Origin of the sequence: Pseudacidovorax sp. 1753 (assembly GCF_040544975.1) — a bacterium.
Taxonomy (GTDB): domain Bacteria; phylum Pseudomonadota; class Gammaproteobacteria; order Burkholderiales; family Burkholderiaceae_C; genus Xenophilus.
The window spans coordinates 15,356-39,646 of sequence record NZ_JBEPKY010000013.1 but is presented as its reverse complement, the minus strand read 5'-3'; the positions used below and the strand labels follow the sequence as shown (position 1 = coordinate 39,646).

The 24,291-nt window shown below is 67.5% G+C and carries 18 protein-coding genes and 1 CRISPR repeat array; of the genes, 8 read left to right on the top strand and 10 right to left on the bottom strand.

Going from position 1 to position 24,291, the window contains the following annotated elements:
- Positions 1 to 2: 2 nt before the first annotated feature.
- From ABIC63_RS17155 to ABIC63_RS17145, 3 genes are read right to left on the bottom strand one after another with little or no spacing between them, the layout of a single operon-like run.
- Entirely contained in the window at positions 3 to 1,601 is a 1,599-nt protein-coding gene (locus ABIC63_RS17155) for an ABC transporter substrate-binding protein (protein WP_354320659.1), read from the bottom strand.
- A 45-nt stretch (positions 1,602 to 1,646) separates the two neighbouring features.
- Positions 1,647 to 3,047, bottom strand: coding sequence for an NAD(P)/FAD-dependent oxidoreductase (locus ABIC63_RS17150; protein WP_294366433.1), 1,401 nt, complete (start codon positions 3,045 to 3,047; stop codon positions 1,647 to 1,649).
- A 21-nt stretch (positions 3,048 to 3,068) separates the two neighbouring features.
- Positions 3,069 to 3,470 (bottom strand): nuclear transport factor 2 family protein, encoded by a 402-nt coding sequence (locus tag ABIC63_RS17145; protein ID WP_354320658.1) that lies wholly within the window; start codon positions 3,468 to 3,470, stop codon positions 3,069 to 3,071.
- Between the two features lie 178 nt (positions 3,471 to 3,648).
- Between ABIC63_RS17145 and pdxR the strand changes: the two genes are divergently transcribed.
- A complete protein-coding gene (gene pdxR / locus ABIC63_RS17140) occupies positions 3,649 to 5,199 on the top strand; it encodes a MocR-like pyridoxine biosynthesis transcription factor PdxR (protein WP_354320657.1) in 1,551 nt (516 codons plus the stop codon).
- 58 nt (positions 5,200 to 5,257) lie between these two features.
- Here pdxR and ABIC63_RS17135 read toward each other — a convergent pair whose 3' ends face one another.
- Complete coding sequence (locus ABIC63_RS17135) at positions 5,258 to 5,716, bottom strand: Lrp/AsnC family transcriptional regulator (RefSeq protein ID WP_354320656.1); 459 nt, start codon at positions 5,714 to 5,716, stop codon at positions 5,258 to 5,260.
- A gap of 108 nt (positions 5,717 to 5,824) precedes the next feature.
- On the opposite strand from ABIC63_RS17135, the gene metC reads away from it, so the two are divergent.
- From metC to ABIC63_RS17100, 7 genes are all read left to right on the top strand, one after another.
- Positions 5,825 to 7,045, top strand: a complete 1,221-nt coding sequence (gene metC, locus ABIC63_RS17130; RefSeq protein WP_354320655.1) for a cystathionine beta-lyase — start codon at positions 5,825 to 5,827, stop codon at positions 7,043 to 7,045.
- 45 nt (positions 7,046 to 7,090) lie between these two features.
- Entirely contained in the window at positions 7,091 to 9,199 is a 2,109-nt protein-coding gene (locus ABIC63_RS17125; RefSeq protein ID WP_354320654.1) for a hydantoinase/oxoprolinase family protein, read from the top strand.
- Entirely contained in the window at positions 9,196 to 10,818 is a 1,623-nt protein-coding gene (locus ABIC63_RS17120) for a hydantoinase B/oxoprolinase family protein (RefSeq protein ID WP_354320653.1), read from the top strand. The genes ABIC63_RS17125 and ABIC63_RS17120 overlap by 4 nt, the downstream gene beginning before the upstream one ends.
- Positions 10,819 to 10,904: 86 nt before the next feature.
- The gene (locus tag ABIC63_RS17115) at positions 10,905 to 11,882 is read left to right on the top strand and encodes a tripartite tricarboxylate transporter substrate binding protein (RefSeq protein ID WP_354320652.1); all 978 of its coding nucleotides are present in this window, start codon (positions 10,905 to 10,907) and stop codon (positions 11,880 to 11,882) included.
- 251 nt (positions 11,883 to 12,133) lie between these two features.
- The gene (gene tauA, locus ABIC63_RS17110) at positions 12,134 to 13,156 is read left to right on the top strand and encodes a taurine ABC transporter substrate-binding protein (protein WP_354320651.1); all 1,023 of its coding nucleotides are present in this window, start codon (positions 12,134 to 12,136) and stop codon (positions 13,154 to 13,156) included.
- 28 nt (positions 13,157 to 13,184) lie between these two features.
- Positions 13,185 to 13,970, top strand: a complete 786-nt coding sequence (locus tag ABIC63_RS17105; RefSeq protein WP_354320650.1) for a taurine ABC transporter ATP-binding protein — start codon at positions 13,185 to 13,187, stop codon at positions 13,968 to 13,970.
- A 29-nt stretch (positions 13,971 to 13,999) separates the two neighbouring features.
- A complete protein-coding gene (locus ABIC63_RS17100) occupies positions 14,000 to 14,902 on the top strand; it encodes an ABC transporter permease subunit (protein WP_294366419.1) in 903 nt (300 codons plus the stop codon).
- Between the two features lie 75 nt (positions 14,903 to 14,977).
- On the opposite strand, the gene ABIC63_RS17095 is transcribed toward ABIC63_RS17100, so the two are convergent.
- The 6 genes from ABIC63_RS17095 to csy1 all read right to left on the bottom strand — a co-directional run bounded on the left by ABIC63_RS17095 (position 14,978) and on the right by csy1 (position 24,288).
- Positions 14,978 to 15,361, bottom strand: coding sequence for a type II toxin-antitoxin system VapC family toxin (locus ABIC63_RS17095; RefSeq protein WP_294366417.1), 384 nt, complete (start codon positions 15,359 to 15,361; stop codon positions 14,978 to 14,980).
- Positions 15,358 to 15,564 carry a type II toxin-antitoxin system VapB family antitoxin gene (locus ABIC63_RS17090; protein ID WP_354320649.1) on the bottom strand — a complete coding sequence of 69 codons (207 nt, stop codon included), beginning with the start codon at positions 15,562 to 15,564 and terminating at the stop codon, positions 15,358 to 15,360. The genes ABIC63_RS17095 and ABIC63_RS17090 overlap by 4 nt, the downstream gene beginning before the upstream one ends.
- A 249-nt stretch (positions 15,565 to 15,813) precedes the next feature.
- Positions 15,814 to 19,983: direct repeats of the CRISPR family, unit length 28 nt; unit sequence TTTCTGAGCTGCCTATTCGGCAGCGAAC.
- A 130-nt stretch (positions 19,984 to 20,113) separates the two neighbouring features.
- On the bottom strand, positions 20,114 to 20,689 hold the full coding sequence (gene cas6f, locus ABIC63_RS17085) for a type I-F CRISPR-associated endoribonuclease Cas6/Csy4 (RefSeq protein ID WP_354320648.1): 576 nt from the start codon (positions 20,687 to 20,689) through the stop codon (positions 20,114 to 20,116).
- Positions 20,690 to 20,702: 13 nt separating this feature from the next.
- Positions 20,703 to 21,725 carry a type I-F CRISPR-associated protein Csy3 gene (gene csy3, locus ABIC63_RS17080; RefSeq protein WP_354320647.1) on the bottom strand — a complete coding sequence of 341 codons (1,023 nt, stop codon included), beginning with the start codon at positions 21,723 to 21,725 and terminating at the stop codon, positions 20,703 to 20,705.
- A 56-nt stretch (positions 21,726 to 21,781) separates the two neighbouring features.
- Positions 21,782 to 22,885, bottom strand: a complete 1,104-nt coding sequence (gene csy2 / locus ABIC63_RS17075) for a type I-F CRISPR-associated protein Csy2 (protein WP_354320646.1) — start codon at positions 22,883 to 22,885, stop codon at positions 21,782 to 21,784.
- Positions 22,882 to 24,288 carry a type I-F CRISPR-associated protein Csy1 gene (csy1, locus tag ABIC63_RS17070; protein WP_354320645.1) on the bottom strand — a complete coding sequence of 469 codons (1,407 nt, stop codon included), beginning with the start codon at positions 24,286 to 24,288 and terminating at the stop codon, positions 22,882 to 22,884. Before csy1 ends, csy2 begins: the two co-directional genes overlap by 4 nt.
- Positions 24,289 to 24,291: the final 3 nt, after the last annotated feature.

The following is a 24,291-nucleotide window of genomic DNA, read 5'->3' as shown; positions in this document are numbered from 1 at the left end:
GCTCACTTCAGGAAGACTTCATCCATGGGCGATGCGGGACCCCAGATGCTGGTCGGCAGGTTGCCCACGCGCTTGCTGGCCACCGTGTGGTAGGGCGCCAGGTTGATGTAGACGATGGGCACCTCGTCCGTCACGATCTTCTGGAAGGTGGCGTAGTAGGCCTTGCGCTTGACCGGGTCCATGATGCCGCCGGCCGCATTCAACAGCTCGTCCACCTTGGGGTTGGCATAGTCCTGCGTGTTGGTCCAGACGATGGGCTTGATGTTGGTCGACAGGTAGGTGCGGTGCACGCCGATGACCGGATCGCCCCAGTTGAAGACCGTGTCCATGGTCATGTCGAAGTCGCGGCTGGCGACGCGTTTGGCCCAGGCCGGAAAGTCGGCCGAGGCGCGCACCTCCACGCCGATGCCCACCTTCTTGAGCTGCGAGCGCAGGTACTCGGCCACGTTCTTCTGCTGCTCGTCGTTGCCGGGGATGTAGTCGATGGTGAGCTTGAAGCGCTCGCCGCCCGCGCCCGGCTTGAGGCCCGCGGCGTCCAGCAGCTCGGCCGACTTCTTCAGGTCCAGCGGGTACTTCACCAGGTCGGGCACGGCGAAGGGGCTGCCCGGCACGATGGGGCCGTCGTCCACGGTGGCGAAGCCGCCCATCAGCGCCTTGGTGATGAAGTTCTTGTCGATGGCATAGGCGATGGCCTTGCGCACGTTGACGTCGTTCAGCGGCTTCTTGGCGGTGTTGAAGGCCAGCCAGTTGATGGGGCCGATGCCCTCGAAGCCCTTGTCGGTCATCACCAGGTTGGGATTGGCCTTCAGGCGCTTGAGGTCCACCGCGCCGGCGGCGTAGGGCAGCATCTGCAGGTCGCCGCGCTCCAGGCCCAGCACCAGGCTCTGCGTGTCGGGCACGATGTTCAGGATGATCTTGTCGAGGTAGGGCTTGCCGGGCAGGAAGAACTTGTCGAACTTCTCCATCACCACGCGCTGCCCGGCCTTGAACTCCACCAGCTTGAAGGGCCCCGAGCCCACCAGGTTCTGGCTGTTGCGCGGGTTGTTCTTGAGGTCGGTGCCGTCGCCGTAGATGTGCTTGGGCATGATCGGGCACAACGCCGGCGACATCGCCAGCACGATGGCCGGATGCGGCGTGCTCATGCGGATGATGGCGGTGGTGGGGTTGGGCGTCTCCACCTTCTCCACCGGCGCGAGCATGGTCGAGAAGGGGTGGTTGGCCTTGATGGCCATGATGGAGAAGGCCACGTCCTCCGAGGTGATGGGTTTGCCGTCGTGGAAGACGGCGTCCTTGCGCAGGTTGAGCGTGAGCGACTTGCCGTCCTCCGCCAGCTTCCAGCTTTCGGCCAAGTAGGGCTGCGGGTTCCACTTGTCGTCGAAGCGCAGCGGGCTGGCGAAGAGCTGGGTCGAAGGTACGGCCGTGGCGATGCCCGACTGCACGGCACCATTGAGGTGCCGCGGCGCCTGCGTGGTGCCGATCACCAGCGTGCCGCCCTTCTTGATCTCCTGGGCCTGGGCAGCGGTGCCGAGCAGGCTGCTGCCAGCCAGCAGCGCGGCCGCGGCCAGCGACAGGGCACGGCGGGTGAGGAACGGGGTGGTCATGGAATGCACTCCTGGATCGAATGGAAAGAGAGGAGACGTCGCGGCTCAGATCACTTCGTCGCGCAGCCAGTACCAGCGGTAGAGCAAGCTCTGGCCCAGGCGGCGGAAAGGCGCCGCCCATTCGCCTTGCGCCGGAAAGGGCAGCGCGCCCTGGTAGATGGGCAGGCCGAAGGCGGCATCGGCCTGGCCGGCGATGCGCTGCGCCATGCGGCGGCCCGCATGGGCCGAGAACGAAACGCCGTTGCCGCCGTAGCCCAGCGCGTAGAAGACCTGCTGCGCGGCATCGGGTTGCACGATGCGGGGCATCATGTCGTGGCTCACGTCCACCCAGCCCCACCAGGAGTGGGCGATCTCGATGTCCTTGAGCGCCGGAAACTTGCGCGCCAGGCCCTCGGTGAGCAGACGGTAGTGCGCCTCGCGGTGCGCGTCGGCGCCGGTGATGGCGCTGCGGCTGCCGATCTGCACGCGGTTGTCGGGCAGCAGGCGGTAATAGAAGCGCAGCGTGCGCGTGTCGGTGATGGCGATGCGCGTCTTGAAGCCGGTGGCCTCCAGCTCGGCCGGCGTGAGCGGGCGCGTGACGATGGAGTTGGACAGCACCGGGAAGTAGCGGTTCTTCAGCCCCGGGTACAGGCCCGGCGCCGTGTACGCGCCGGTGGCGATGCCCACGGCGCGCGCCCGCACCGTGCCGCCGGGCGTGCGCAGGTGGTGCACGCCGTTCTTCGTCTCCCAGCCGATGACCGGGCTGGCCGGGTGCACGCGGGCGCCCAGCTCGCGGGCCATCTTCAGGTAGCCGTGGGCCAGCTTGAGCGGATGCACCGAGATGCCTTCGGACTCGTACTGCGCGCCCTTGGCGTCCTGGTCGCCGCACCAGTCGCGGCGCACTTCCTCGGCGCTGAGCATGCGGGCGTCGTAGCCGAAGTGCTGGCGCATCACCTCGGTCTCCCGGCGCAGGAAGTCCATCTTCTTCTCGCGGTGCGCCACGAACAGGTGGCCGCCCGGCTGCGCGTCGCAGTCGATCTGCGCCACCAGGTCGGCGAAGGTCTGGAAGCCGAAGCGGATCTCGGCGTCGAGCTTCTTCGCCACGTCCAGGCCCCAGCGCTCGATCCACTGCGAGCGATAGAGCCGGCCGCTGGCGTTCTGGCCCTGGCCGCCGTTGCGGCTGGTGCAGCCCCAGGCCACGCGGTTGGCTTCGAGCACCGTGGCCTTGATGCCGTGCTCTTTCGCCAGGAACAGGGCCGCGGCCAGGCCGGTGAAGCCCGAGCCGATGATGACCACGTCCGCATCCACGTCGGCAGTGATGGGGCCGTCGTCGTCCGGCGGCGTGCCGGCGGTGGCGGCCCAGTAGGTGGGCGCGTAGTCGCGGTTGTGGCCGGGGCCGGCCGAGACCAGCGGGTCGTAGGCCGGGTCGTAGGGCGCGAAGACTTCGCGTGGCGTGGTGATGGCCATGGGGCGGTGCTCCGACTTGGCTCAGGCCTTGGGCAGCGCGGGGCGCATCTTGCGGAAGGCGTTCTTCACCAGGATCTTTCCGTCCTTGAAGGTGAACACGTCCACGCCATCGGCTTCGACGCGCGAGCCGTCGGCGGCGGTGCCGGTGAAGGTCCATTCCGAGACACCGCGCTCGCCGGCCACGAAATGCCGGCCGTTGCGCCACTGCGCGTCGGGGAAGTTCTTCCAGGCCGCCTCGAAGGCCACGGCCACGGCTTCGGGGCCGATGTGGCGGGCGCCGCAGGCCTCGGGACCGGCGGCGGTCTCGAACACGCAGTCGGCATGCATGAAGCCCATCAGCGCGGGCAGGTCGTGGCGGTTCCAGGCGTCGGAGAAGGCGGCGAGCATCTCCACGGTGACGGGGGAAAAAGAGGCAGAAGTCATGGCAGGAGCAGCGGGCAGGGCGTGGCGCGAAAGATGCAATCCAGTCTAGGAAGCGGCCGCGTGGCGCCATAGAGCCAGAGGCGGCCCATCGCCCACGCCACGGCAGGCCAGCCGCGCACCAACAGCGTGAGCACGCCCCGCTTGTGTGCATGCGCACGCAACCCTCAACCCATCACCGATGCCCAGTACCGACGACCCGTCCCGCCCGCTGTGGGCCCGCCTCTTCCGCCTGCCGGAGCAGCCCGGCCTGCCGATCCAGGTGCGGCTGCGGGCGGTGATCGTGCAGGCCATCCTCGACGGACGCCTGGGCCCGGGCACGCCCCTGCCCTCCTCGCGCGACCTGGCGCAGGCTCTGTCCCTCAGCCGCAACACGGTCACGGCGGCCTATGAGCAGCTGGTGGAAGAAGGCTTTCTGGAGGCGCGCCCGCGGCGCGGCGTGTTCGTGGCTGCCGATGCCTCGCCGCTGCAGGCCGCGCCGGCAGAAGCCAATCCCTTTGCGCCCGAGGCGGCGGCCGGCAGCACGCCGCGCCCACCCGACTGGCGCGCCCGCGTGCTGCGCTCGCAGCGCGACCGGCCCACGCTGGCCAAGCCCGAGCGCTGGCACGACTATCCCTACCAGTTCGTCTACGGCACCTACGACCCGGAGCTCTTTCCCACCGACGACTTCCGCGAATGCTGCCTGCGCAGCCTGGCGCGGGTGCAACTGCCGCACTGGACGCCCGACTTCGAGCAGGTGGACGTGGACGACCTGGTCACGCAGATCCGCCAGCGCCTGCTGCCCAAGCGTGGCGTCTATGCGCTGGCCGACGAGATCCTGATCACCGTGGGCTCGCAGCATGCCTTCTACCTGCTGGCCGAGGCCCTGTTCGATGCCCGCACCCGCGTGGGCTGCGAGGAGCCGGGCCATCCGCATGCGCGCAACTCCTTTCGCGTGCGCGACCCGCGCTTCGTCAACATCGCAGTGGACGACGACGGCCTGGTGGTGGACGCCATGCCGCAGGTGGACTACGTCTTCGTCACGCCCAGCCACCAGAGCCCCACGACGCGCACGCTGAGCCTGGAGCGCCGCCAGTGGCTGCTGCGCAAGGCCGAGCTGCAGGACTTCGTCATCGTCGAGGACGACTACGAGGCCGAGAACCTGTACGCCGGCATGCCCATGCCCGCGCTCAAGAGCCTGGACACGGGCGGGCGGGTGATCTACATCGGCTCGCTCTCCAAGAGCCTGTCTCCGGCCCTGCGGCTGGGCTACATCGTGGCCTCGCGCGAACTGATCGCCGAGCTGCGGGTGCTGCGCCATGCGATGGTGCGTCACCCCAGCGCCTTCCTGCAGCATGCCTATGCGCTCTTCCTCTCGCTGGGGCACCACGAGTCGCATGCGCGGCGGGTCAACCAGATCATGCAGGAGCGCCTGGCGCGGGTGGCGCAGGCGCTGCGGCAGTACCTGCCGGACTTCCGCTTCACGCCGCCGCAGGGCGGCGCCTCGGTGTGGGTGGAAGGGCCGGACTGGCTCGATTCGGCCGAGCTGGCCGACGTGGCGCGCGGCCACGGCGTGCTGATCGAGGCGGGGCGCGTGTTCTACGACCAGCCGCCTTATCCGTGCCCGCAGTTCCGGCTGCGGCTGTCGTCCATCTCGGGGGCGCAGATCGAGGCCGGCGTGCGGGCGTTGGCGCTGGCGGTGCACGAGCTGGCTGCGGCGCGGGGGGTGCGGCGGGCGGCGCCGGTGCATTGATGCCCGCCCCTGCGGGGCCTGGGCGCACCGAGCCGCTACGGCGTGCGGACCGCTCCCCTCAGACGTAGTCCAGCGGCAGGGCCGTGGTGTACTTGATCTGCTCCATCGCGAAGCTGGAGGACACGCTGCTGAACTCCAGGTTGGCCACCAGCCGCTTGTAGACGCGGTCATAGCCTTTCACGTCCGGCACCACCAGGCGCAGCAGGTAGTCCGTGTCGCCGCTCATCCGGTAGAACTCGACCACCTCGGGAATGGTGTCGACCACGTCGCAGAGCTTGCGCATCCACGCATCGTTGTGCTCGCCGCGCAGGGCCACGAAGACGGTGACGCCGACGTTGAGCCGGGACGGCTCCAGCAGAGCGACGCGCCCGCGGATGTAGCCCATCTGCTCCAGCTTCTGCACCCGGCGCCAGCAGGGCGTCGAGCTCAGATTGACCCGCTCGCCCAGCTCCTGCAGGGACAGGGATGCGTCCCTCTGGAGCTCCGCAAGCAACTGCTTGTCGAGGCGGTCGAGCAAGGAAATTCTCCTGGGTCGCTGAAGATGAGGATGGATTTACAAGATGAGGCAAGAAGGGTGCCAGATTTGGAATCCATTCGCGGGGCTTCTTGAGGAGGATCCACTCCCATGACAGGCGACGCCCGCATCCTCTCGCATCCATCCCATCCGCCCATGCCCGACACGCTGCTGACGCACGGAGGGCGGCAACCCGCTGCGCACCACGGGCTGGTCAACATGCCCATCTACCGGGGCTCGACCATCCTTGCCGACTCGCTGGAGCAGTGGGAGTCCAGGAAGACGCCGGACAACCCCTACGCCTCCTACGGCCGCTTCGGCACGCCCATCACCCATGCCTTCGAGGACATGCTGGCCTCGCTGGAGGGTGGCTATCGCGCCCGGGTGTATCCCTCCGGCCTGGCGGCCTGCACCCATGCCGTGCTCGCCTTCGCCGGTGCGGGCGACCATGTCCTGCTGCCCGACTGCGTCTATGGGCCCATGCGGGCCTTCGCCAAGGGCACGCTCGCGCGGCTGGGCATCACGGCGGATTTCTACGACCCCGCCATCGGTGCCGGCATCCGCGACCTGCTGCAGCCCGCGACCCGCGTGGTGTACCTGGAGGCCCCGGGGTCCGGCACTTTCGAGATGCAGGACATTCCCGCCATCGCGCGGGAGGCCCGCCGCTGCGGCGCCTTCGTGGTCATGGACAACACCTGGGCCACGCCGATCTACCTGCGCCCCTTCGATCTGGGCGTGGACGTCTCCATCCATGCGGCTACCAAGTACATCGTCGGCCACTCGGACGCGATCCTCGGCGTGGCGACCGCCAGCCGGCAGGCCTGGCCCCGGCTGCGCGATGCCGCGGCAGCGTGGGGGCAGACAGTGGGGCCGGACGAACTCTTCCTGGCCCTGCGCGGCCTGCGCACGCTGCATGTGCGCCTGAAGCGGCACTGGGAGAGCGGCCTGGCGTTGGCCGAGATGCTCAGCCGCCACCCCATGGTGCGACGCGTCATGCATCCGGCCTTGCCCGGCGACCCGGGGCATGCCTTGTGGCGCCGTGACTTCACAGGGGCATCCGGACTGTTCGCCGTCGAGTTGCAGCCCGTCGCGCAACAATCGCTGTCCGTCTTCTTTTCGGCGCTGCAGCTCTTCGGCATCGGCTTGTCGTGGGGCGGCTTCGAGAGCCTGGTGTTGCCCATGGACCCTCCGCAGCGCGACGCCAAGCCCTTCGCATGCACCGGCCCGCTGGTTCGCATCCACGCGGGACTGGAATCGTGCGATGACCTGCGGGCCGACCTGTGCCAGGCCCTGGATGCCATGCAGCGGCATGCCCGCGCAGGGATTGCCTGAACCCCGGCCGCCACGGCCACACACGAGATCCATAGGAGTACTGCTTTGCCTCATTGGGCCATTGGCATCGACATCGGCGGCACCTTCACCGACCTGGTCGCACTGAACCACGCGAGCGGGGAACAGCGCAGCCTGAAGGTCCTGACGACCTACGCGGACCCCACGCTGGCGGTGGCCGAGGGCATCGGCCAACTGCTGCAGCGCAACGGCATTGCCGCCGCGGACGTGCGGCAGGTCGTGCACGCCACCACGCTGTTCACCAACGCGCTGATCGAGCGGCGCGGGGCCTGCACGGGCATGCTCGCGACCCGCGGCTTCGGCGACATCATCGAGATGGGCAACGAGCGCAAGTACGACCTGTACGACCTGCAGATCGACCGCGCGCCGCCGCTGGCCCCCCGCCATCTGCGGGCCGAGGTGGCGGGGCGGATGGATGCGCAGGGGCAGGAGATCGAGACCCTGGCCATCGAGCCGGCGCTGGCCGAGGTGGGTCGCCTGGTGGACGCGGGTGTGGAGTCGCTGGCCATCTGCCTGCTGCATGCCTATCGCTCGGATCGGCACGAGCGCCAGCTCGCGCAGGCCATCGCGCAGGCCTTTCCCCAGCTCACGCTGACGCTGTCCAGCGCGACGGCGCCGGTGATCCGCGAATACGAGCGCATGAGCACGACGCTGGCCTGCGCCTACATCAAGCCCATGGCCCGGCGCTACCTCGACGTCCTCGCGCAGCAGCTGGGCCGCATCGGCCTGCCCGAAGACGTGCTGATGATGCTGTCCAACGGCGGGCTGGCACGCATCGACTATGCGCGCGAGCATCCCATCGCCCTGCTCGAGTCGGGGCCTGCGGCGGGGGCCATCTCGGCCACGTACCACAGCCTGCGCGAGCAGATGGCCAACCTGCTGGCCTTCGACATGGGCGGAACCACCGCCAAGCTCTGCCTGGTCAACGAGGGCACACCCTCGGTCGCCTTCGGCTTCGAGGCGGCCCGGCGCAAACGCTTCGCCGAGGGCAGCGGCATGCCGATCAACATCACCACGGTGGACCTGATCGAGATCGGGGCCGGCGGCGGCAGCATTGCGCAGCGGGACCCGCTGGGCCTGCTCAAGGTGGGGCCCCGGAGCGCCGGCTCCGAGCCAGGGCCGGTGTGCTACGGCCGCGGCGGCCAGGAACCCACGGTGACGGACGCCAACCTGCTGCTGGGCTATCTGAATGCCGACTTCTTCGCCGGCGGATCGATCGCCATCGATGCCGCGCCGGCCCGCGCGGCCTTCTCGGCGCTGGGCCAGGCACTGGGCCACGAGGCCACGGCGGCAGCCTGGGGCGTGCACAACATCGTGGCCGAGAACATGGCGGCGGCCGCGCGCGTCCATGTGGCGGAGAAGGGCCAGGACCCACGCCGGTACATCCTGGTGGCCACCGGCGGCGGCGGGCCGCTGCACGCCTACTACGTGGCCCGCAAGATCGGCATCTCCACCATCGTCTGCCCGCCGGAAGCCGGCGTCGCCTCGGCATTCGGCCTGCTGGTGTCGGCAGCCAGGGCCGACCGGTCCCGCACGGTGAGCTTCAAGCCCGTCAGCGACGACCTGCAGCAGCTGGAACAGGCCTTCGCCGAACTGGAGACCGAGGTCGCGCAGCCCCTGGCTGCGCTGGAGGTGGGTTTCGGCCCGCAGCATCTGCAGCGCCGGGCCGATGGGCGCTTCGTCGGCCAGGGCTTCAATCTGACCGTTGCGCTGCCCGATGGCCCCTACGCCTTCGACGACGCGCAGGGCGAGCAGCGCTGGCGCGACGGCCTGGATCAGGCGTTCCGGGCCGAATACCGGCAGAAGTTCGGGCGCGTGCCGCCGGATGTGCCGGTGGAACTGGTCAACCTGCGCGTGGCCGGCAGCGCGCCGCCGCGGCAGCGCTTCGAGCCCAGGCCGCTGCCGCCCGGCGAGCCCGCGCAGCCCAGGGCCACCCGACCCGTCTATTTCCAGGAGCGCCAGGGCTTCGTGGACACGCCGGTGTACGCCCGGGAAGACCTGCGCCCGGGCCAGCGCATCGCCGGGCCGGTGCTGGTGGAAGAGGCCGGCACCACCACGGTGGTCGGGCCCCTGGGCACCCTCAGCGTGAGCCCCAACGCCAATCTCGTGATCGACATTCAGGAGCGCCAGGCATGACGACGCAGACTCCCTCTTCGGCCGCGCAGGACGTGGACCCCATCTTCCTGGAGATCTTCTGGACCCGGCTGCGCTCGGCGGTCAGCGAGGCGGCCAAGCTCATCGTGCGCACCTCGTTCTCGACCCTCTCGTCGGAGGCCAACGACTTCGCCGTCGTCATGACCGACTCGCAGGGCCGCACGATCGCGGAGAACGCGGGTGCCATTCCCTCCTTCATCGGCACGCTGGGCAACACGGTCCGGGCGATGCTCGAAGCGATCGGCGCCGTCAACATGCGTCCGGACGACATCTACATCACCAACAACCCCTGGATCGGCACGGGCCACCTCAACGACGTGTGCCTGGTCAAGCCGCTGTTCCATGCGCAGCACCTGATCGGCTTCGCGGCCACGGCGGGACATGTGCCCGACATCGGCGGGAAGATCCGCTCGGTGGACGCGCGCGAGCTGTTCGAGGAAGGCTTCCACATTCCGCCGATGCACTTCCTGCGCCAGGGCGAGCCCGACGCCACGCTGCTGGGCCTGCTGCGCAGCAATGTGCGCACGCCGGAGCAGACCGTGGGCGACATCTGGTGCCATGCCGGGGCGACGGAGCTGATTGCCCAGCGTGTGGGCGATCTGCTGGCCGAGTATGGGCTGACCGAAGTGGACAGCCTGGCCGCCGCGCTCTTCGAGCGCAGCGAGCAGGCGATGCGCCAGGCCATCCGCCAGCTGCCGGCCGGCGAATACGCCTACCGCATGGAGACGGATGGCTTCGACCAGCGCTTCGAGTTCCAGGTCAAGGTCGTGGTGGGCGATGGCGAGATCGTCTGCGACTACGCCGGCACCTCCGGCGAGCAGCCCCGGGCGGTCAACTGCGTGCTGCCCTACACCCATGCGATGACGGCCTATGCCATCAAGTGCATGCTCGTGCCGGACCTGCCGAACAACCACGGACTGCTGCTCCCCATCACCACGCTGGCACCGCAGCGGTCGTTGCTCAACCCGGTGTCGCCGGCGCCCGTCGGCGGCCGCTCGTGCACCGGCCACTATGTGCCCATGCTGGTCTTCGGCGCGCTGGCGGACATCCTGCCCGGGCGGGTCATGGCGGGCGTGGGCTCGCCGGTGTGGATCACCAACCTGAGCGGGCGCCGCGCCAATGGCAAGCCGTTCGCCACCGTGCTCTTCTTCAACGGCGGCATGGGCGGCACGCAGGGCAAGGACGGCGCATCCGTCATGTCCTGGCCCAGCAACATCTCGCCCACGCCGATCGAGGTGGCCGAGCGGGACTCGCCGCTGCACTTCAGGCGCAAGACCTTCGTGGCCGGCTCGGGCGGCGCCGGGCAGCACCGGGGCGGCCTGGGCGAGGAGATCAGCTTCGTCAACCAGAACCCGACGCCGCTGACCGCGGTGTTCCTCACCGAGCGCATCCACGTGCCCGCGCCGGGCCTGCATGGCGGCGCAAGCGGACAGCTGGGGGCGGTGCTGATCAACGGGCGGCCCGTCGATTCGCGCGTCCCCCAGGTGCTCCAGCCTGGCGACGAGGTCACCTTGCGCACGCCCGGCGGCGGCGGTTACGGGCCTGCGGCCGAAAGAGTGCCGGAGGCCGTCGAGAGCGACCGGCGCCTGGGCTATCTGTAGGCAGGCAGCGGCCCGGGCGGCCGCGCCGGGCACCCCGCTTGCATCCACAAGTTCACGCATTCCGCCATCCCATAGGACTCAACGTCATGCCTTCCAGAAGACATTTCCAAGCTGCATTGCTCGCCGCCGCGCTCGCGGGGGCAGGCATCGGCAGCAGCCGGGCCGACACCGCCTATCCCAGCCGGCCCATCACGCTGGTCGTCGGCTTCTCCGCCGGCAGCAGCATCGACATGGTGGCCCGCGCCGTCGCCCAGCGGCTGGGCGAGAAGCTCGGGCAGGCCGTGGTGGTCGAGAACCGCGCGGGCGCGGGCGGCAACGTGGCCGCCCAGCAGGTGGCCCAGGCCGCGCCGGACGGCTACCGCCTGCTGGTGGTGGCCAACAGCATCGCCATCGGCCCGGCGATCTACGACGACCTCAAGTTCGACGTCAAGAAGGACCTGCGGGGCATCGCCTACATCGGCGCCGGGCCGGTGATCCTGAAGGTCAGTGCCGGCAAGGGCATCGATTCGCTGCCGGCCCTCGTGCGCGAGGCCAAGGCGCATCCGGGCAAGCTCAACTTCGGATCTTCCGGCGTCGGTGGCACGCCGCACATGGCCGCCGAACTGTTCGATCAGGTCGCCGGCATCCGGATGACCCACATCCCCTACAAGGGCGGCTCCGACGCGCTGACGGCGCTCATGGCGGGCGAGATCGACGTGCTCATCAATCCGCTGCTGGGCGACGTCAGCTCGGACAAGGTCAAGTCGCTGGCCGTCAGCGGCAGCGCCCGCTCGCCGCAGGCACCCGATGTGCCCACCTTCGCCGAGCTGGGCTACCCGAGCTACGACATGAACGTGTACTACGGCCTGATGGGACCGTCCGGCCTGCCCGACGACATCGTCGCCAAGCTGAACAAGGCGGTGAACGAAGTCCTGGCCATGCCCGCGCTGGTGGATGCGCTGACCACGCGCAGCGGCATCGCGCTGCGGCCTGGCAGCGCCGCCGAGTTCCAGGCCTTCATCGCTCGGGACGTGGAACGCTGGCAGACGGTGGTGCGCAACGACAAGCGCATCCTGGCGCGCTGACAGGCACCTGCGGGGGGTCGACTTGCGCGCCGGGCGCATGAGCTTGCGCGCTTTTCTTCGTTGCCGGAAGTTCGAAGCCATTCCCAGAATCGCCGGCTCTGCGCCGAAGCAGTGCGGTGCCCGCCACGGCAGGCACCAGCCGGGTGCCCGCATGGCGGCTCTGGCTCTTTCGGTCGCCAGCCTCTGGCACTTGGGCGGCACGGCGCGGGGTCGCACAGTTCATTCCAAGCCAACCCTTCAGGAGGATTTCCATGACCACCCCGATCCGCTTCACCCGCCGCCACCTGGCGCTCCTGGCCCTGTCGACGCTCGCCGCCGGCGCACAGGCCCAGGCCGCCAAGGAAGTCACCATCGCCCACCAGGACATGGTGGTGCCCTGGCGCTATGCGCAGGTCACCGGCGAGATCGAGAAGGCCACCGGCTACAAGATCAACTTCCGCAAGTTCGCGGGCGGCGGCGACGTGATCCGCGCCATGGCCTCGGGCCAGGTGCAGATCGGCGAGGCCGGCTCGGCGCCCGTGGCCTCGGCCCTGTCCCAGGGCCTGCCGGTGGAGCTGGTGTGGATCCTCGACGACATCGCCGATGCCGAGGCCCTGGTGGCGCGCAACGGCTCGGGCGTGAACAGCGTGGCCGACCTCAAGGGCAAGAAGATCGGCGTGCCCTTCACCTCCACCACGCACTTCCACACGCTGGTGGCGCTGGAGGCGGCCAAGGTCGACCCGTCGCAGGTCAAGATCCTCAACATGCGCCCGCCCGAGATCGCCGCCGCCTGGGAGCGCGGCGACATCGACGCCACCTTCGTGTGGGACCCGGTGCTCTCCAAGGTCAAGGCCAGCGGCAAGCAGATCACCAGCAGCGGCCAGATCTCCAAGCAGACGGGCAAGGCCACCTTCGACGGCATCATCGCCAACAAGCCCTGGGCCGCGGCCAATGCGGACTTCATGGTCAAGTTCCTGTCGGCCATCGCCAAGGCCGATGCCGCCTATGCCGCCAACAAGGCGCAATGGGTGGCCGGCTCGCCCCAGGTGAAGGCCGTGGCGCAGGTGACCGGCGCCGCCGAGGCCGACGTGCCTGCAGCCATCGCTCTGTACCGCTTCGTGCCGCCGGCCGAGCAGGCCTCGGCCACTTGGCTGGGCGGCGGTGCCAAGGGCGGCGCGGCCCAGTCGCTGGCCGCCACGGCGGCCTTCCTGAAGGCGCAGGGCACCATCGCCAACGTGCTGCCCGACTACAGCGTGGGCGTGAACGCCAGCTACGCCGCCAAGGCACAGCCCTGAGCGCCGCGCCGCATCGGAGACCCGCACCATGGACGGATTGCGCATCGAGAACGTGGGCGTGACCTACGCCGGCCGCGGCGGTGCCGAGGTCACGGCCCTGTCGCAGGTGGACCTGGGCTTCGCCCGCGGCGAGTTCGTCGTCGCCGTCGGCGCCTCGGGCTGCGGCAAGACCACGCTGCTGTCGTGCATCGCGGGCTTCATGGCGCCCAGCGAGGGCCACATCTTCGTCAACGGCCGCCACGTGGAAGGGCCGGGCGCCGACCGCGGCGTGGTCTTTCAGAAGCATGCGCTGATGCCCTGGCTCAACGTGATCGACAACGTGGCGCTGGGCCTTCGCCTGCGCGGCATGGGCCGCGGGGAGCGGCACGAGGCCGCCATGAAGCAGATCCGCGCCGTGGGGCTGGAGCGCTACGCGACGCACCCCGTCTACCAGCTCTCCGGCGGGCAGCAGCAGCGCGTGGGCATCGCCCGGGCGCTGGCCGCCAATCCGGCCATGCTGCTGATGGACGAGCCCTTCGGCGCGCTCGATTCGCTCACGCGCGAGCAGGTGCAGGAGTTGGTGCTGCAGATCTGGGCGCGCGAGGGCAAGCTGTGCTTCTTCATCACGCATGATGTGGAGGAGGCGCTGTTCCTGGCCACCGAGCTGATCGTGATGACGCCCTCGCCGGGCCGCGTGTCGCGCCGCTACCAGCTGGACTTCGGCCGCCAGTACATCGCCGGCGGCAGCGCACGCGCCATCAAGTCGCAGCCGGAATTCATCCGCCTGCGCGAAGAGGTGATCGACGCGATCCATGCGGGCGCGGCGGTGCATTGAGTGCAGGCCGGCTTCTTCAGGAACACACCATGACGCTCGTTGCCTCGTCGACCACCACGGCCGACACCCCGGCCTCGCTGCCCTCTGCCCCGGCCTCTGCGCCCGCGCGGGCGGCGCCGTCCACCCTGCGCAGCAAACCCACCCAGGGCCACCGCCGCCCCGGCGAAGGCCGCACCACCGCCATCAGCATCGCCACGGTGGCCGTGCTCTTCCTGCTCTGGTGGGCCGCCGCCGCGCTGGCCTGGCTGCCACCTCTGGTGCTGCCCTCCCCCGCCTCGGTGTGGGACGCCTTCGTCGCCGCCGTCCAGGGCAAGGGCCAGGGCGGCAAGCCGCTGCTGGAGCACTTTCTGTGGAGCCTGGGCCGCGTGTTCGGTGCCTTCGCGCTGGCCTGCGTCACGGCCGTGCCGGTGGGCATCCTGATGGGCGTCTCGCGCACGCTGCGCGGCGTGTTCGACCCCATCATCGAGTTCTACCGCCCGCTGCCGCCGCTGGCCTACCTGCCGCTGGTGATCATCTGGTTCGGCATCGAGGAGACCTCGAAGGTGGTGCTCATCTACCTGGCCTGCTTCGCGCCGCTGGCCGTCGCCGCGCGTGCCGGCGTGCGCTCGGTGGGCAGCGAGCAGATCGACGCCATCCTGTCGCTGGGTGCCAACCGCTGGCAGGTGATCCGCCACGTCGTCCTGCCTGCAGCCCTGCCCGACATCCTGACCGGCATGCGCATCGCCATCGGCTTCGGCTGGACCACCCTGGTCGCCGCCGAGATGGTGGCCGCCACCGCCGGGCTGGGCCAGCTGGTGCTCAACGCGTCCAACTTCCTGCGCACCGACGTGGTGGTCATGGGCATCCTGGTGATCGGCGTCGTGGCGCTGCTGTTCGACCTGCTGATGCGGCGGATCGAGGGGTGGGCGGTGCCGTGGAAGGGGCGGATGTGATCTGCCGCCGACCAGCCCCCGGCGCAGGGCGAGGGGCTGGTCGGTCACGCCGGCTGTGCGGCAGCGATGGCTTGGTCAGTGCACCGCAGGCTGATGCGCGACGCCCAGACGCGTTGCCAACTCGTTCAGCCGGCGGTCCAGTGTCCACATCACCGCACCCGGGGTCAGCAAGGTCGAGGCGAGCAGGCTGAGATCCACAAGACCACAGCCCTGGCCGTAGAGCGATTCGCGCTCGATGAAGGCCATGACCTCTCGCCAGTCGGCTGCAGCCGCATGAGGCAACAAACCCAGGTCCTTCAGGGTTCGTTGCCGAGGCGCGGGCGGTGTGCCACAGGCCAGCTCCAGCAGCACCATGGGGTGTGTGAGCACGCCGTCGAGCGCCAGCACGCGCATCAGTTCTTCATTGCTTCGGCGGAAGTGGTCGATCCACACGGAGGTGTCGACCAGGATGCGCCTCATGTCCCCTGCGGCAGCGTCCGCTGCCGAGGCACGTCGTGCATGTCCGGCTGCGCGCCGCCCAGGGCAGCCAGACGCTTTGCCGCCTGAACGCGGACGAACGTCTTGACCGCCTCGCGGAACAGGTCCGACTTCTCCATGCCGGGATCGGCCATCTCTAAAGCCTGTTCGTAGAGTTCGTCGTCGATGGTGACGGTGGTGCGCATGGGACCTCCTGATTCCTTGGATCATCAATTTTGATGCATATGTGCATCGTTTGGAGCATCAAATAGCGCTGATGCGTTCTGCACCGGCAGTACTGTCTGCAAGGCAGCAACCGCTTTGGTGCCTCCCTGGGTGACTCGCGTCGCGCGCCCCCACGGGCTTGGGCGTGGTGTGTGGGCTTGCTCGCGCTCATTTTTTGTACCGCCTCTTCGGCAGCAAACTCGCCGCAGCTCCGTCGATGTGAACGGGGCTTTCTGAGCTGCTTATTCGGCAGTGAACCGCATGATCCGGGGCGCGCGGCGCTTGATCCATTTCTGAAATTCCTATTCGGCAGCGAACATGTTGTTGCCGGTTTCGCCCTTCCACTTGCATTTCTGAGCTGCCTATTCGGCAGCGAACGGCCAGCAGTCGAAGCGGTACTCGCGCACCTGTTTCTGAGCTGCCTATTCGGCAGCGAACGTGGCGCAGCCGGCCAGCATGAGGGCGGCGCATTTCTGAGCTGCCTATTCGGCAGCGAACCTTGGCCAGGTGCTCGACATCCCGAAGCGATATTTCTTAGCTGCCTATTCGGCAGCGAACATGGCGGAGACAGCGCCGGCAGAGACTGCATCTTTCTGAGCTGCCTATTCGGCAGCGAACACGCCGACCGTAGCCTTTCTGGTCGACAACGATTTCTGAGCTGCCTATTCGGCAGCGAACAGCGGGTCCCACACCAGCAGGCGCGCCGGCTTTTTCTGAGCTGCCTATTCGGCAGCGAACCACCACGCCGCGCGTGAAGGCGACTTGGTTCATTTCTGAGCTGCCTATTCGGCAGCGAACCGGTGGGCTACAACGGTGACGCTTCCTCGATTTTTCTGAGCTGCCTATTCGGCAGCGAACAGGCCATCGTGCCGCCGGCCGTGGCGCTGATCTTTCTGAGCTGCCTATTCGGCAGCGAACATGGTGTCGCCCACAGCGCACACATCGGCCAATTTCTGAGCTGCCTATTCGGCAGCGAACGCTCAGGCCGAGGTGGTGGCCGCAGAGGGGCTTTTCTGAGCTGCCTATTCGGCAGCGAACGACGAGGGCGTGCTGGCGCTGAAGGCGCCCGATTTCTGAGCTGCCTATTCGGCAGCGAACCGCTACGCCAACGCCGACGACGTGTCGGCCAATTTCTGAGCTGCCTATTCGGCAGCGAACTTGACCAACAAGACAAGCCTCATGGTGGTGAATTTCTGAGCTGCCTATTCGGCAGCGAACGTGTTCCGGCCCCCGAAAGAGTGTCCTGAGCGTTTCTGAGCTGCCTATTCGGCAGCGAACGTGCTGACCGGCGCCGCGCAGGCCGGCGCACATTTCTGAGCTGCCTATTCGGCAGCGAACGTGCTGACCGGCGCCGCGCAGGCCGGCGCACATTTCTGAGCTGCCTATTCGGCAGCGAACTCCGATGAGCTGGTTCGGGCGCTCATCACGAATTTCTGAGCTGCCTATTCGGCAGCGAACGGCGGCCCCAGCGCGGCGATCAGCGCGACGTATTTCTGAGCTGCCTATTCGGCGGCGAACTCGCTCGGTCGCTGGATGAAGACCGCCCAGCTTTTCTGAGCTGCCTATTCGGCAGCGAACCTGCTCTTCCCAGAGCGCTTCCCGCGCGAGGTTTTCTGAGCTGCCTATTCGGCAGCGAACGCCATGCGGTGCTGCGTGCGTGTGCCCGCGAATTTCTGAGCTGCCTATTCGGCAGCGAACGATATGCGAGCGTCGTCGGCGTCCAGGGGTCATTTCTGAGCTGCCTATTCGGCAGCGAACGGCAAGCTCTACGACTACGTCCTCGGCCTTCTTTTCTGAGCTGCCTATTCGGCAGCGAATGGGCTGACGCCGATGGCCTTGTAGCCCAGGTCTTTCTGAGCTGCCTATTCGGCAGCGAACGAGGTGGATCCGCGGCAGATCGCCCTGTTCGATTTCTGAGCTGCCTATTCGGCAGCGAACCTCGCGCTCACGCGGTGCGGCGGCGGCCGGCTTTTCTGAGCTGCCTATTCGGCAGCGAACGGGGTCGTGGATCTTGCCGTCGCGGACGTCGCTTTCTGAGCTGCCTATTCGGCAGCGAACGAGTTCGGGCGGTTCGTGCCCGCGCCGGATGCTTTCTGAGCTGCCTATTCGGCAGCGAACTTGCACAGGTCGGCGTGCCGCTGCGCCTTCTCTTTCTGAGCTGCCTATTCGGCAGCGAACGAAGATCCAAAGCACCTGCCGCTGCTTGGTCGTTTCTGAGCTGCCTATTCGGCAGCGAACGGGCTTGCGCTCCACGACGGCCGATGCTGCGCTTTCTGAGCTGCCTATTCGGCAGCGAACAGCGAGAGCGGTACGAACGTCAACACCATCATTTTCTGAGCTGCCTATTCGGCAGCGAACCCACACTTCGCCCTTGGCGTGCTCCTCCATCATTTCTGAGCTGCCTATTCGGCAGCGAACGTCGCACAGCGGCGGTGGCGCGCCTTCGTGCCGTTTCTGAGCTGCCTATTCGGCAGCGAACAGCCCAGTGTCCAGCGCGCTCGCCAGCTTCGTTTTCTGAGCTGCCTATTCGGCAGCGAACAGCAGTTGCTCTACAGGGGCGCTCCTGTTGTTTTTCTGAGCTGCCTATTCGGCAGCGAACAACGCCCAGCAAGGCCACCAGGCATTCACCAATTTCTGAGCTGCCTATTCGGCAGCGAACGGGCGGCCGTGAAGACATGCTTCCATTCCTCTTTTCTGAGCTGCCTATTCGGCAGCGAACTGCGCACGTCATGCCGTCCTGCCCCTTGAGCATTTCTGAGCTGCCTATTCGGCAGCGAACGTTTCTTGCCTCCTTCTCTTCGCATCCGAGGTTTTCTGAGCTGCCTATTCGGCAGCGAACCCGCAGCAGGCGGATATCGAAGACGAGCCCAATTTCTGAGCTGCCTATTCGGCAGCGAACAGAAGAGTGGCGTTGGTGTACATGGCAAAGAATTTCTGAGCTGCCTATTCGGCAGCGAACTGATGTGCAGCGCATCCCCGCCCGCCCGTGCGTTTCTGAGCTGCCTATTCGGCAGCGAACAGCCGTCTTCATCAGGCTCGCACACTGCATGCTTTCTGAGCTGCCTATTCGGCAGCGAACCGGCGACGGGCGCCGCCCGATGGACCGGCACTTTTCTGAGCTGCCTATTCGGCAGCGAACCTTGGCCGACGTCTTCGCACCCTTGGCCGCCGTTTCTGAGCTGCCTATTCGGCAGCGAACAGCTTGCCGCCCATCAGCGACGGCAGCGCATATTTCTGAGCTGCCTATTCGGCAGCGAACACTCGTCGCCGGCCGCCCAGCAGCAACTGGACTTTCTGAGCTGCCTATTCGGCAGCGAACGCGTCCCAGCTCGTGGCGGGCTGCTCGACCTTTTTCTGAGCTGCCTATTCGGCAGCGAACTGCAGCGACGCCACTCCAGAGGGGCAAAGCTGTTTCTGAGCTGCCTATTCGGCAGCGAACACTGGGACATCAACATCGGCGCCTTCTTGGAGTTTCTGAGCTGCCTATTCGGCAGCGAACGCTCAGGTCGCCGACCTCGTAGACGTTCGCATTTTCTGAGCTGCCTATTCGGCAGCGAACATCTTCATGGCCAGGTCCATCAGCAGCGGCATTTTCTGAGCTGCCTATTCGGCAGCGAACGAGCGCCCGCAGCGAAACCGCGCAGCGCTTCAATTTCTGAGCTGCCTATTCGGCAGCGAACAGGCTGGATTTCCCCTGGGAACCATGGGGTAATTTCTGAGCTGCCTATTCGGCAGCGAACGGGTTGAAGAGTTGCACAAGCGAATACTCTCCTTTCTGAGCTGCCTATTCGGCAGCGAACAACGACCTCATTCCGATCTATGTGAGCGGCCATTTCTGAGCTGCCTATTCGGCAGCGAACGGCTGCAGATTCAAGATCGACAGACCGAGCTTTTTCTGAGCTGCCTATTCGGCAGCGAACATAACTGCCACGATGACCTGTGCGCGCTGAACTTTCTGAGCTGCCTATTCGGCAGCGAACCCACGGCCGCCGGCCCCACCCTCCCTCGACCATTTCTGAGCTGCCTATTCGGCAGCGAACCTTAATTCACGCCAGTTCTGGGCGCCGCTGCTTTTCTGAGCTGCCTATTCGGCAGCGAACCCGGTCCGGCTCTTCGAGTACGACCTCTTTGATTTCTGAGCTGCCTATTCGGCAGCGAACGTGGCTCAGGTGGGCGTATCGGGCCAGAAGACTTTCTGAGCTGCCTATTCGGCAGCGAACATTCACGCGCGAGGACTACGAGCACGCGGCAATTTCTGAGCTGCCTATTCGGCAGCGAACCCGACGAACCAGCACGAGCGCGACGCCGCCATTTTCTGAGCTGCCTATTCGGCAGCGAACGGACGGCCACACGGCAGAGCCCAGGCCGCCGATTTCTGAGCTGCCTATTCGGCAGCGAACTAGACCCAAAGGTCCGCAAGCACTTGATTGTTAACGAACTTTTGCCCTCCAAGCACGAACACCCCTCGCGCGGGGGTGCTCCCTAAGTGCTTGATCCGTCAGGCGCCGGATGGCGGCCCGGAAAAAAGGGTCAGAACCACGGCACCGTGGCGCCGTGACTCAAGCCGTAGGCATTGAAAGCGCCGGGTAGAGGCTGCTCCTGCGGCGGGCCGTGCTCGATGCACAGGCAGAACGGCTGGCCGGTGGTGCTGCTGCGCAGTTGCACAAAGGGCAGGTCGGGCCGGCGTTCCACACTGTCGGGGATGGCCGCTGCGGCCTGCTCCGCCGTCTCGCCATGGCGCTGCATGCGGCGGCGGCGCAGCCGGTCGACGTTGGTCTTGAACTGGCGCCGCCGCACCGTTCGATGCGGGGCATCGGCGGGAGCCGGCCGCAATTCGGTGCAGAGAATGTGATCGCGCATGCCGGTGAGCCAGTCTTGCGCCATCAGGCGCTCCAATGCTTCGGGCGTAGCGTGCAGGCGCAGCACGTCACCCAACGTGCGGCGGCCTGCAGGCTGGCTCACGTGCTGCGGGTAGCTCACGCCGATGTCGCTGGCCTTCACTCGCACCAATGCCCGATGGAGCTTCGCCACAAGAGCACCCATAAGGTGCGCCTGGCTGAACTCCGGATCGGGCCGCAGGGCGATGTCGATGTAGTGCGTGGTCATGGCGCCTCGCGCGTCAGCTCGCATCGCCGAACACGCCGCCACGGACGAGCACGGCCATGACGAAGTGCTGCTGCTCCACCGGCGGCACCTGGTCCTTCAGCAGCCAGTTGTCCAGCAGCGTGTAGAAGTCCAGCCTCTGCTTGGGCTGGCGATAGGCCTTGCCCTGGGTGGTGACGGAGCCGTAGGGCTCCACCGCGATGGGACCCAGTTCGTCGGCGCCTTCGTACCAGGTGTCGATGGTGCGGATGGCGTTGCCGATCTTTTGCGAGTGGATGGCGGCGACCTTGTTCACGTCGTAAAGCGTCTTGCTCTTGCCGGCGCTGCCCTTGTCCAGGATCAGCTCCTGCGACGGGAACACCTCCTGCCCCTCGCCCTGGCGCACATAGGCGGTCACCCGCAGCAGGACATGGGCCGAGCCCGCCAGGCCGGACGCGATGACCTGCGCCAGTTCGTCGAGCGCACTCGTGCCGTCGCCAGCGTCGAGGGCTCGCGTGCTGAGCGCCAGCGCGTTGAAGGACCATGTGCGCGCGGCTTGGCCGTCCTGCATCTGCTCCACGATCACGTCCACCTGCTCGGCTCCCACGCGGTTGCGCCACAGGAAGCGGCCATTGGCCAGGTTGGCCGCATAGCGCCGGGCCAACTCGCCAAAGCCGTGCTGCTGCACATAGCCCTGCACCGTGGCACGCAGCTTGGCCTGATATGCCGCGCTGTTGCAGGCCGACGGAGTGCCCGCGCCACCGAGCACACGCAGGGTGAACTGGACCTTCAAGGTGTCCGCCTCGGGCGGCAGCGCGGCCACATCCACGGTCTGCAGGTTGGGGTTCTCGATGGCGGCATCGAGCTTGGCCGGGTCCTGGTCCTTGGCCTTGAGGCGGTTGCTGATGGTGCCGCGCACGGACTTGGGCTGGATGGTGACGGCCGGCCAGGCATGCGACCCGGCGCGGTCTTCCCAGCGGCCGGCGTGGAACACGGCGTCGGAGGGGTCCAGCTTGCGCTCGAAGGCCAGGACGGAAGCGGTGGTGAGTTTGTCGGTCATGGTGTCGATCCTTCAGAAGTTCATCGGGTGTTGAACGCGAATGCGGGGCTGCCCGCTCAGGTGTAGTCGTAGGCTTCGGCGTCGTCCCACACGGGTGGGGTGCCGTCCGGCGGGCCGTCGCTGCCGTCGGTCTGCACCGATGGGTCTTGCGACGACGTAGGCTGGTAGCCGCTTCGGCAGCGGTACAGCCTCAGGGCCTCGTCGGCCTCGGCATGCCACAGCAGTTGGTTCAGCCGGGTCAGCCGGTGCGGGCCGATCCATTCGCCCAGCGCGTAGACCGACTCCACGAAGCGCAGAGGCACGGCCACGTCCCGCGCATTGCGCACGGTGCCAGCAGCGTGGGCCTGCGACGTGAGTGCGGCGTAGCCGACGGGGATCGGAACCACCCAGCCGCTGCCTTTCTTGCGCTGCGGATCGCCCCATCGCACCTTGCCGTCGGGCACTGGCGTGCCGTCTGCGGCCGGCAAGGGCTCATGGTTGAACCGGGCGGCGTGAAGCCAGGCGTCGAGCAAGGTGGCGTCGGGCTGCGTGGCACGCAGATGCTCCAGGCGCTCGGCCAGCAGATCGTCGCGCCCCACCAGGGCAAAGCCGGGCAACCATTGCCGGCGCCACTCGCGGAAGGCCTTTTCGGCTTGTTCTGGATCTTCGGGAACGAGGGCCATCCACGGCCGCACGCGCTTGCCGGGCACGGGCCGCGAGGGCAGCACACTGCCGCCCGCCACCCGCATGCCGGCCAGTGTGTCGCCGGCCACGCGCGCCCACTCGGCCAGTTGCGCGTCGTTGCCCTGGACAAGGGCGTGGGGCACGCCGGGCGCAGCCTTCTGCGAGACAGACAGCACCAGCGTGAGCTGCAGGTGCATGCGGCCTTCTTCCACGATGGCGGCCGTGCTGCCGTCCTTGTCCACCGGGTTGCGCGTGAGGTTGAAGCTGCGCACATAACCCTGCGTGACCTGCTCCTGATGGGCATGGCAGACCACGCCCACGCCGTGCAGGCGCAGCGGAACACCGGCTTGCGCCAGCTTGCGCTCCAGCGCCCACATCAGGCCGGTAAAGGCGGTGATGGAGGGAAAGCCGTGCGTCAGCGGACTGGCGATGGCGTTGGCGTTCTGGACGCGCAGGTGGGGCAGGACGAGGATGGCTTGGGGTTGGGGGAGGCTCATGGGTTTTGCTCCGACAGTCCAGCCGCGCCCCAGCCGCCCTTGGCGACGGGGATGTCGCGCGGCGCATCCAGCTTGTCCCGCAACTCGCGCAGTTGCTGCTTGAAGCCGTCTCCGTCGGTGAGCAGTTCCTTCTTCCACTCGCGCGCTTCGGCGTCGCCCACGGGCAGCTTGCCGCGGAGTTGATCGTTGAGCCAGGTCGCGAAGGATTTGCCGATGGCGGACGGCCAGTCCATCCAGAGCCAGTCCCGGGCGAACTGCGCTTCTTCGGGCCGCTCGGCCCGCAAGGGGTCCAGCCAGAGCTTTTGCTCGTAGTCCAGCTTTGCGAAGCGCTCGTCGTCGCAGGTCCATCCCGGCGGGAGCAGTTGCTGAAGTTCGGCGGCCAGTGCGACCAGTTCGTCCAACAGCGTGTCCAGCAGGGCTTCGCGGCGTTGGCGGGTGGCCAGGTTGGCTTCGGGCTCGGATTCCAGGAACTGCCGCAGCGCCCGCAGGGTGCGGCGCACGTCCGGCCGGGCGATGAAGAGCCGGTCGAACACCGATTCCGCGTGGACGGGCATGCGCACAGCGCTGGCCTCCCACCGCGGGGGCAGGGACGAGAGCAGGTAGTTCATGCCCCGCCGTTCGCTGTTGAGCTGGCTGATGTTCTGCGGCTTGGTGCCGCCCATGTTCTGCACGGCCAGTCCCGGGTAATCGTGAAAGACGCCGTCGTGCGCCTTGCGCTCCCGCCACGCCTGGCGGGCCGCCTTGTTGGCGTCGCCGAAGCGGTCTTCCTGCACCTGGGCATGCACCGCATGGGCCAACGAGGTGGCGTACAGCGGAGCCAGCAGCACGTAGTCGGCATCGGTGCAGGCGTCGCTGCCGGTCAGCCAGTACAGCTGCTTGGCCAGCGTGTGGCTGCTGGGACCTTCGGCGCGCGGCTGGGTGAGCGACACGAAGGCATCGCGCAGGGCCTGGGCTTGGGCCGGGTCCGTGTGCAATGCCGCCTGGGCGTCGGCATCCTGTGCCAGGAGTGCGGCGAGCAAGGTGCGCCCGTTCACCTCTAGCTTGAGCAGCTTGTAGACGTCCAGCGCCGCCGCGTTGCCGACCACGTCGCCGACGAACTGTTGGCCCAGCGCGTGGCTGCCCAGTTCCGCCAGACTGGGCAAGGCCGGAGGCTCCACGTAGAGATTGGTGCCGCGCGCGTCGGGGTGGATGGGTTTGAGAGAGTGGGTGACGGCCTGGATTTGCTCTACACGCTTGGCTGCGTTGGCCAGCCACACCTCACTGACAAAAGAGGCAATGACTTCTTCGCGTTGCGGATCGTCAGGCTTGAGCTTGTCGAGCTTTGCTTGCAGTCGCTCTTGCAAGAAAGCGCCGATGGCCGCCCGATAGCCCGCCTCACCGCCTGTTTCAGGGGCTTTGGACATGGG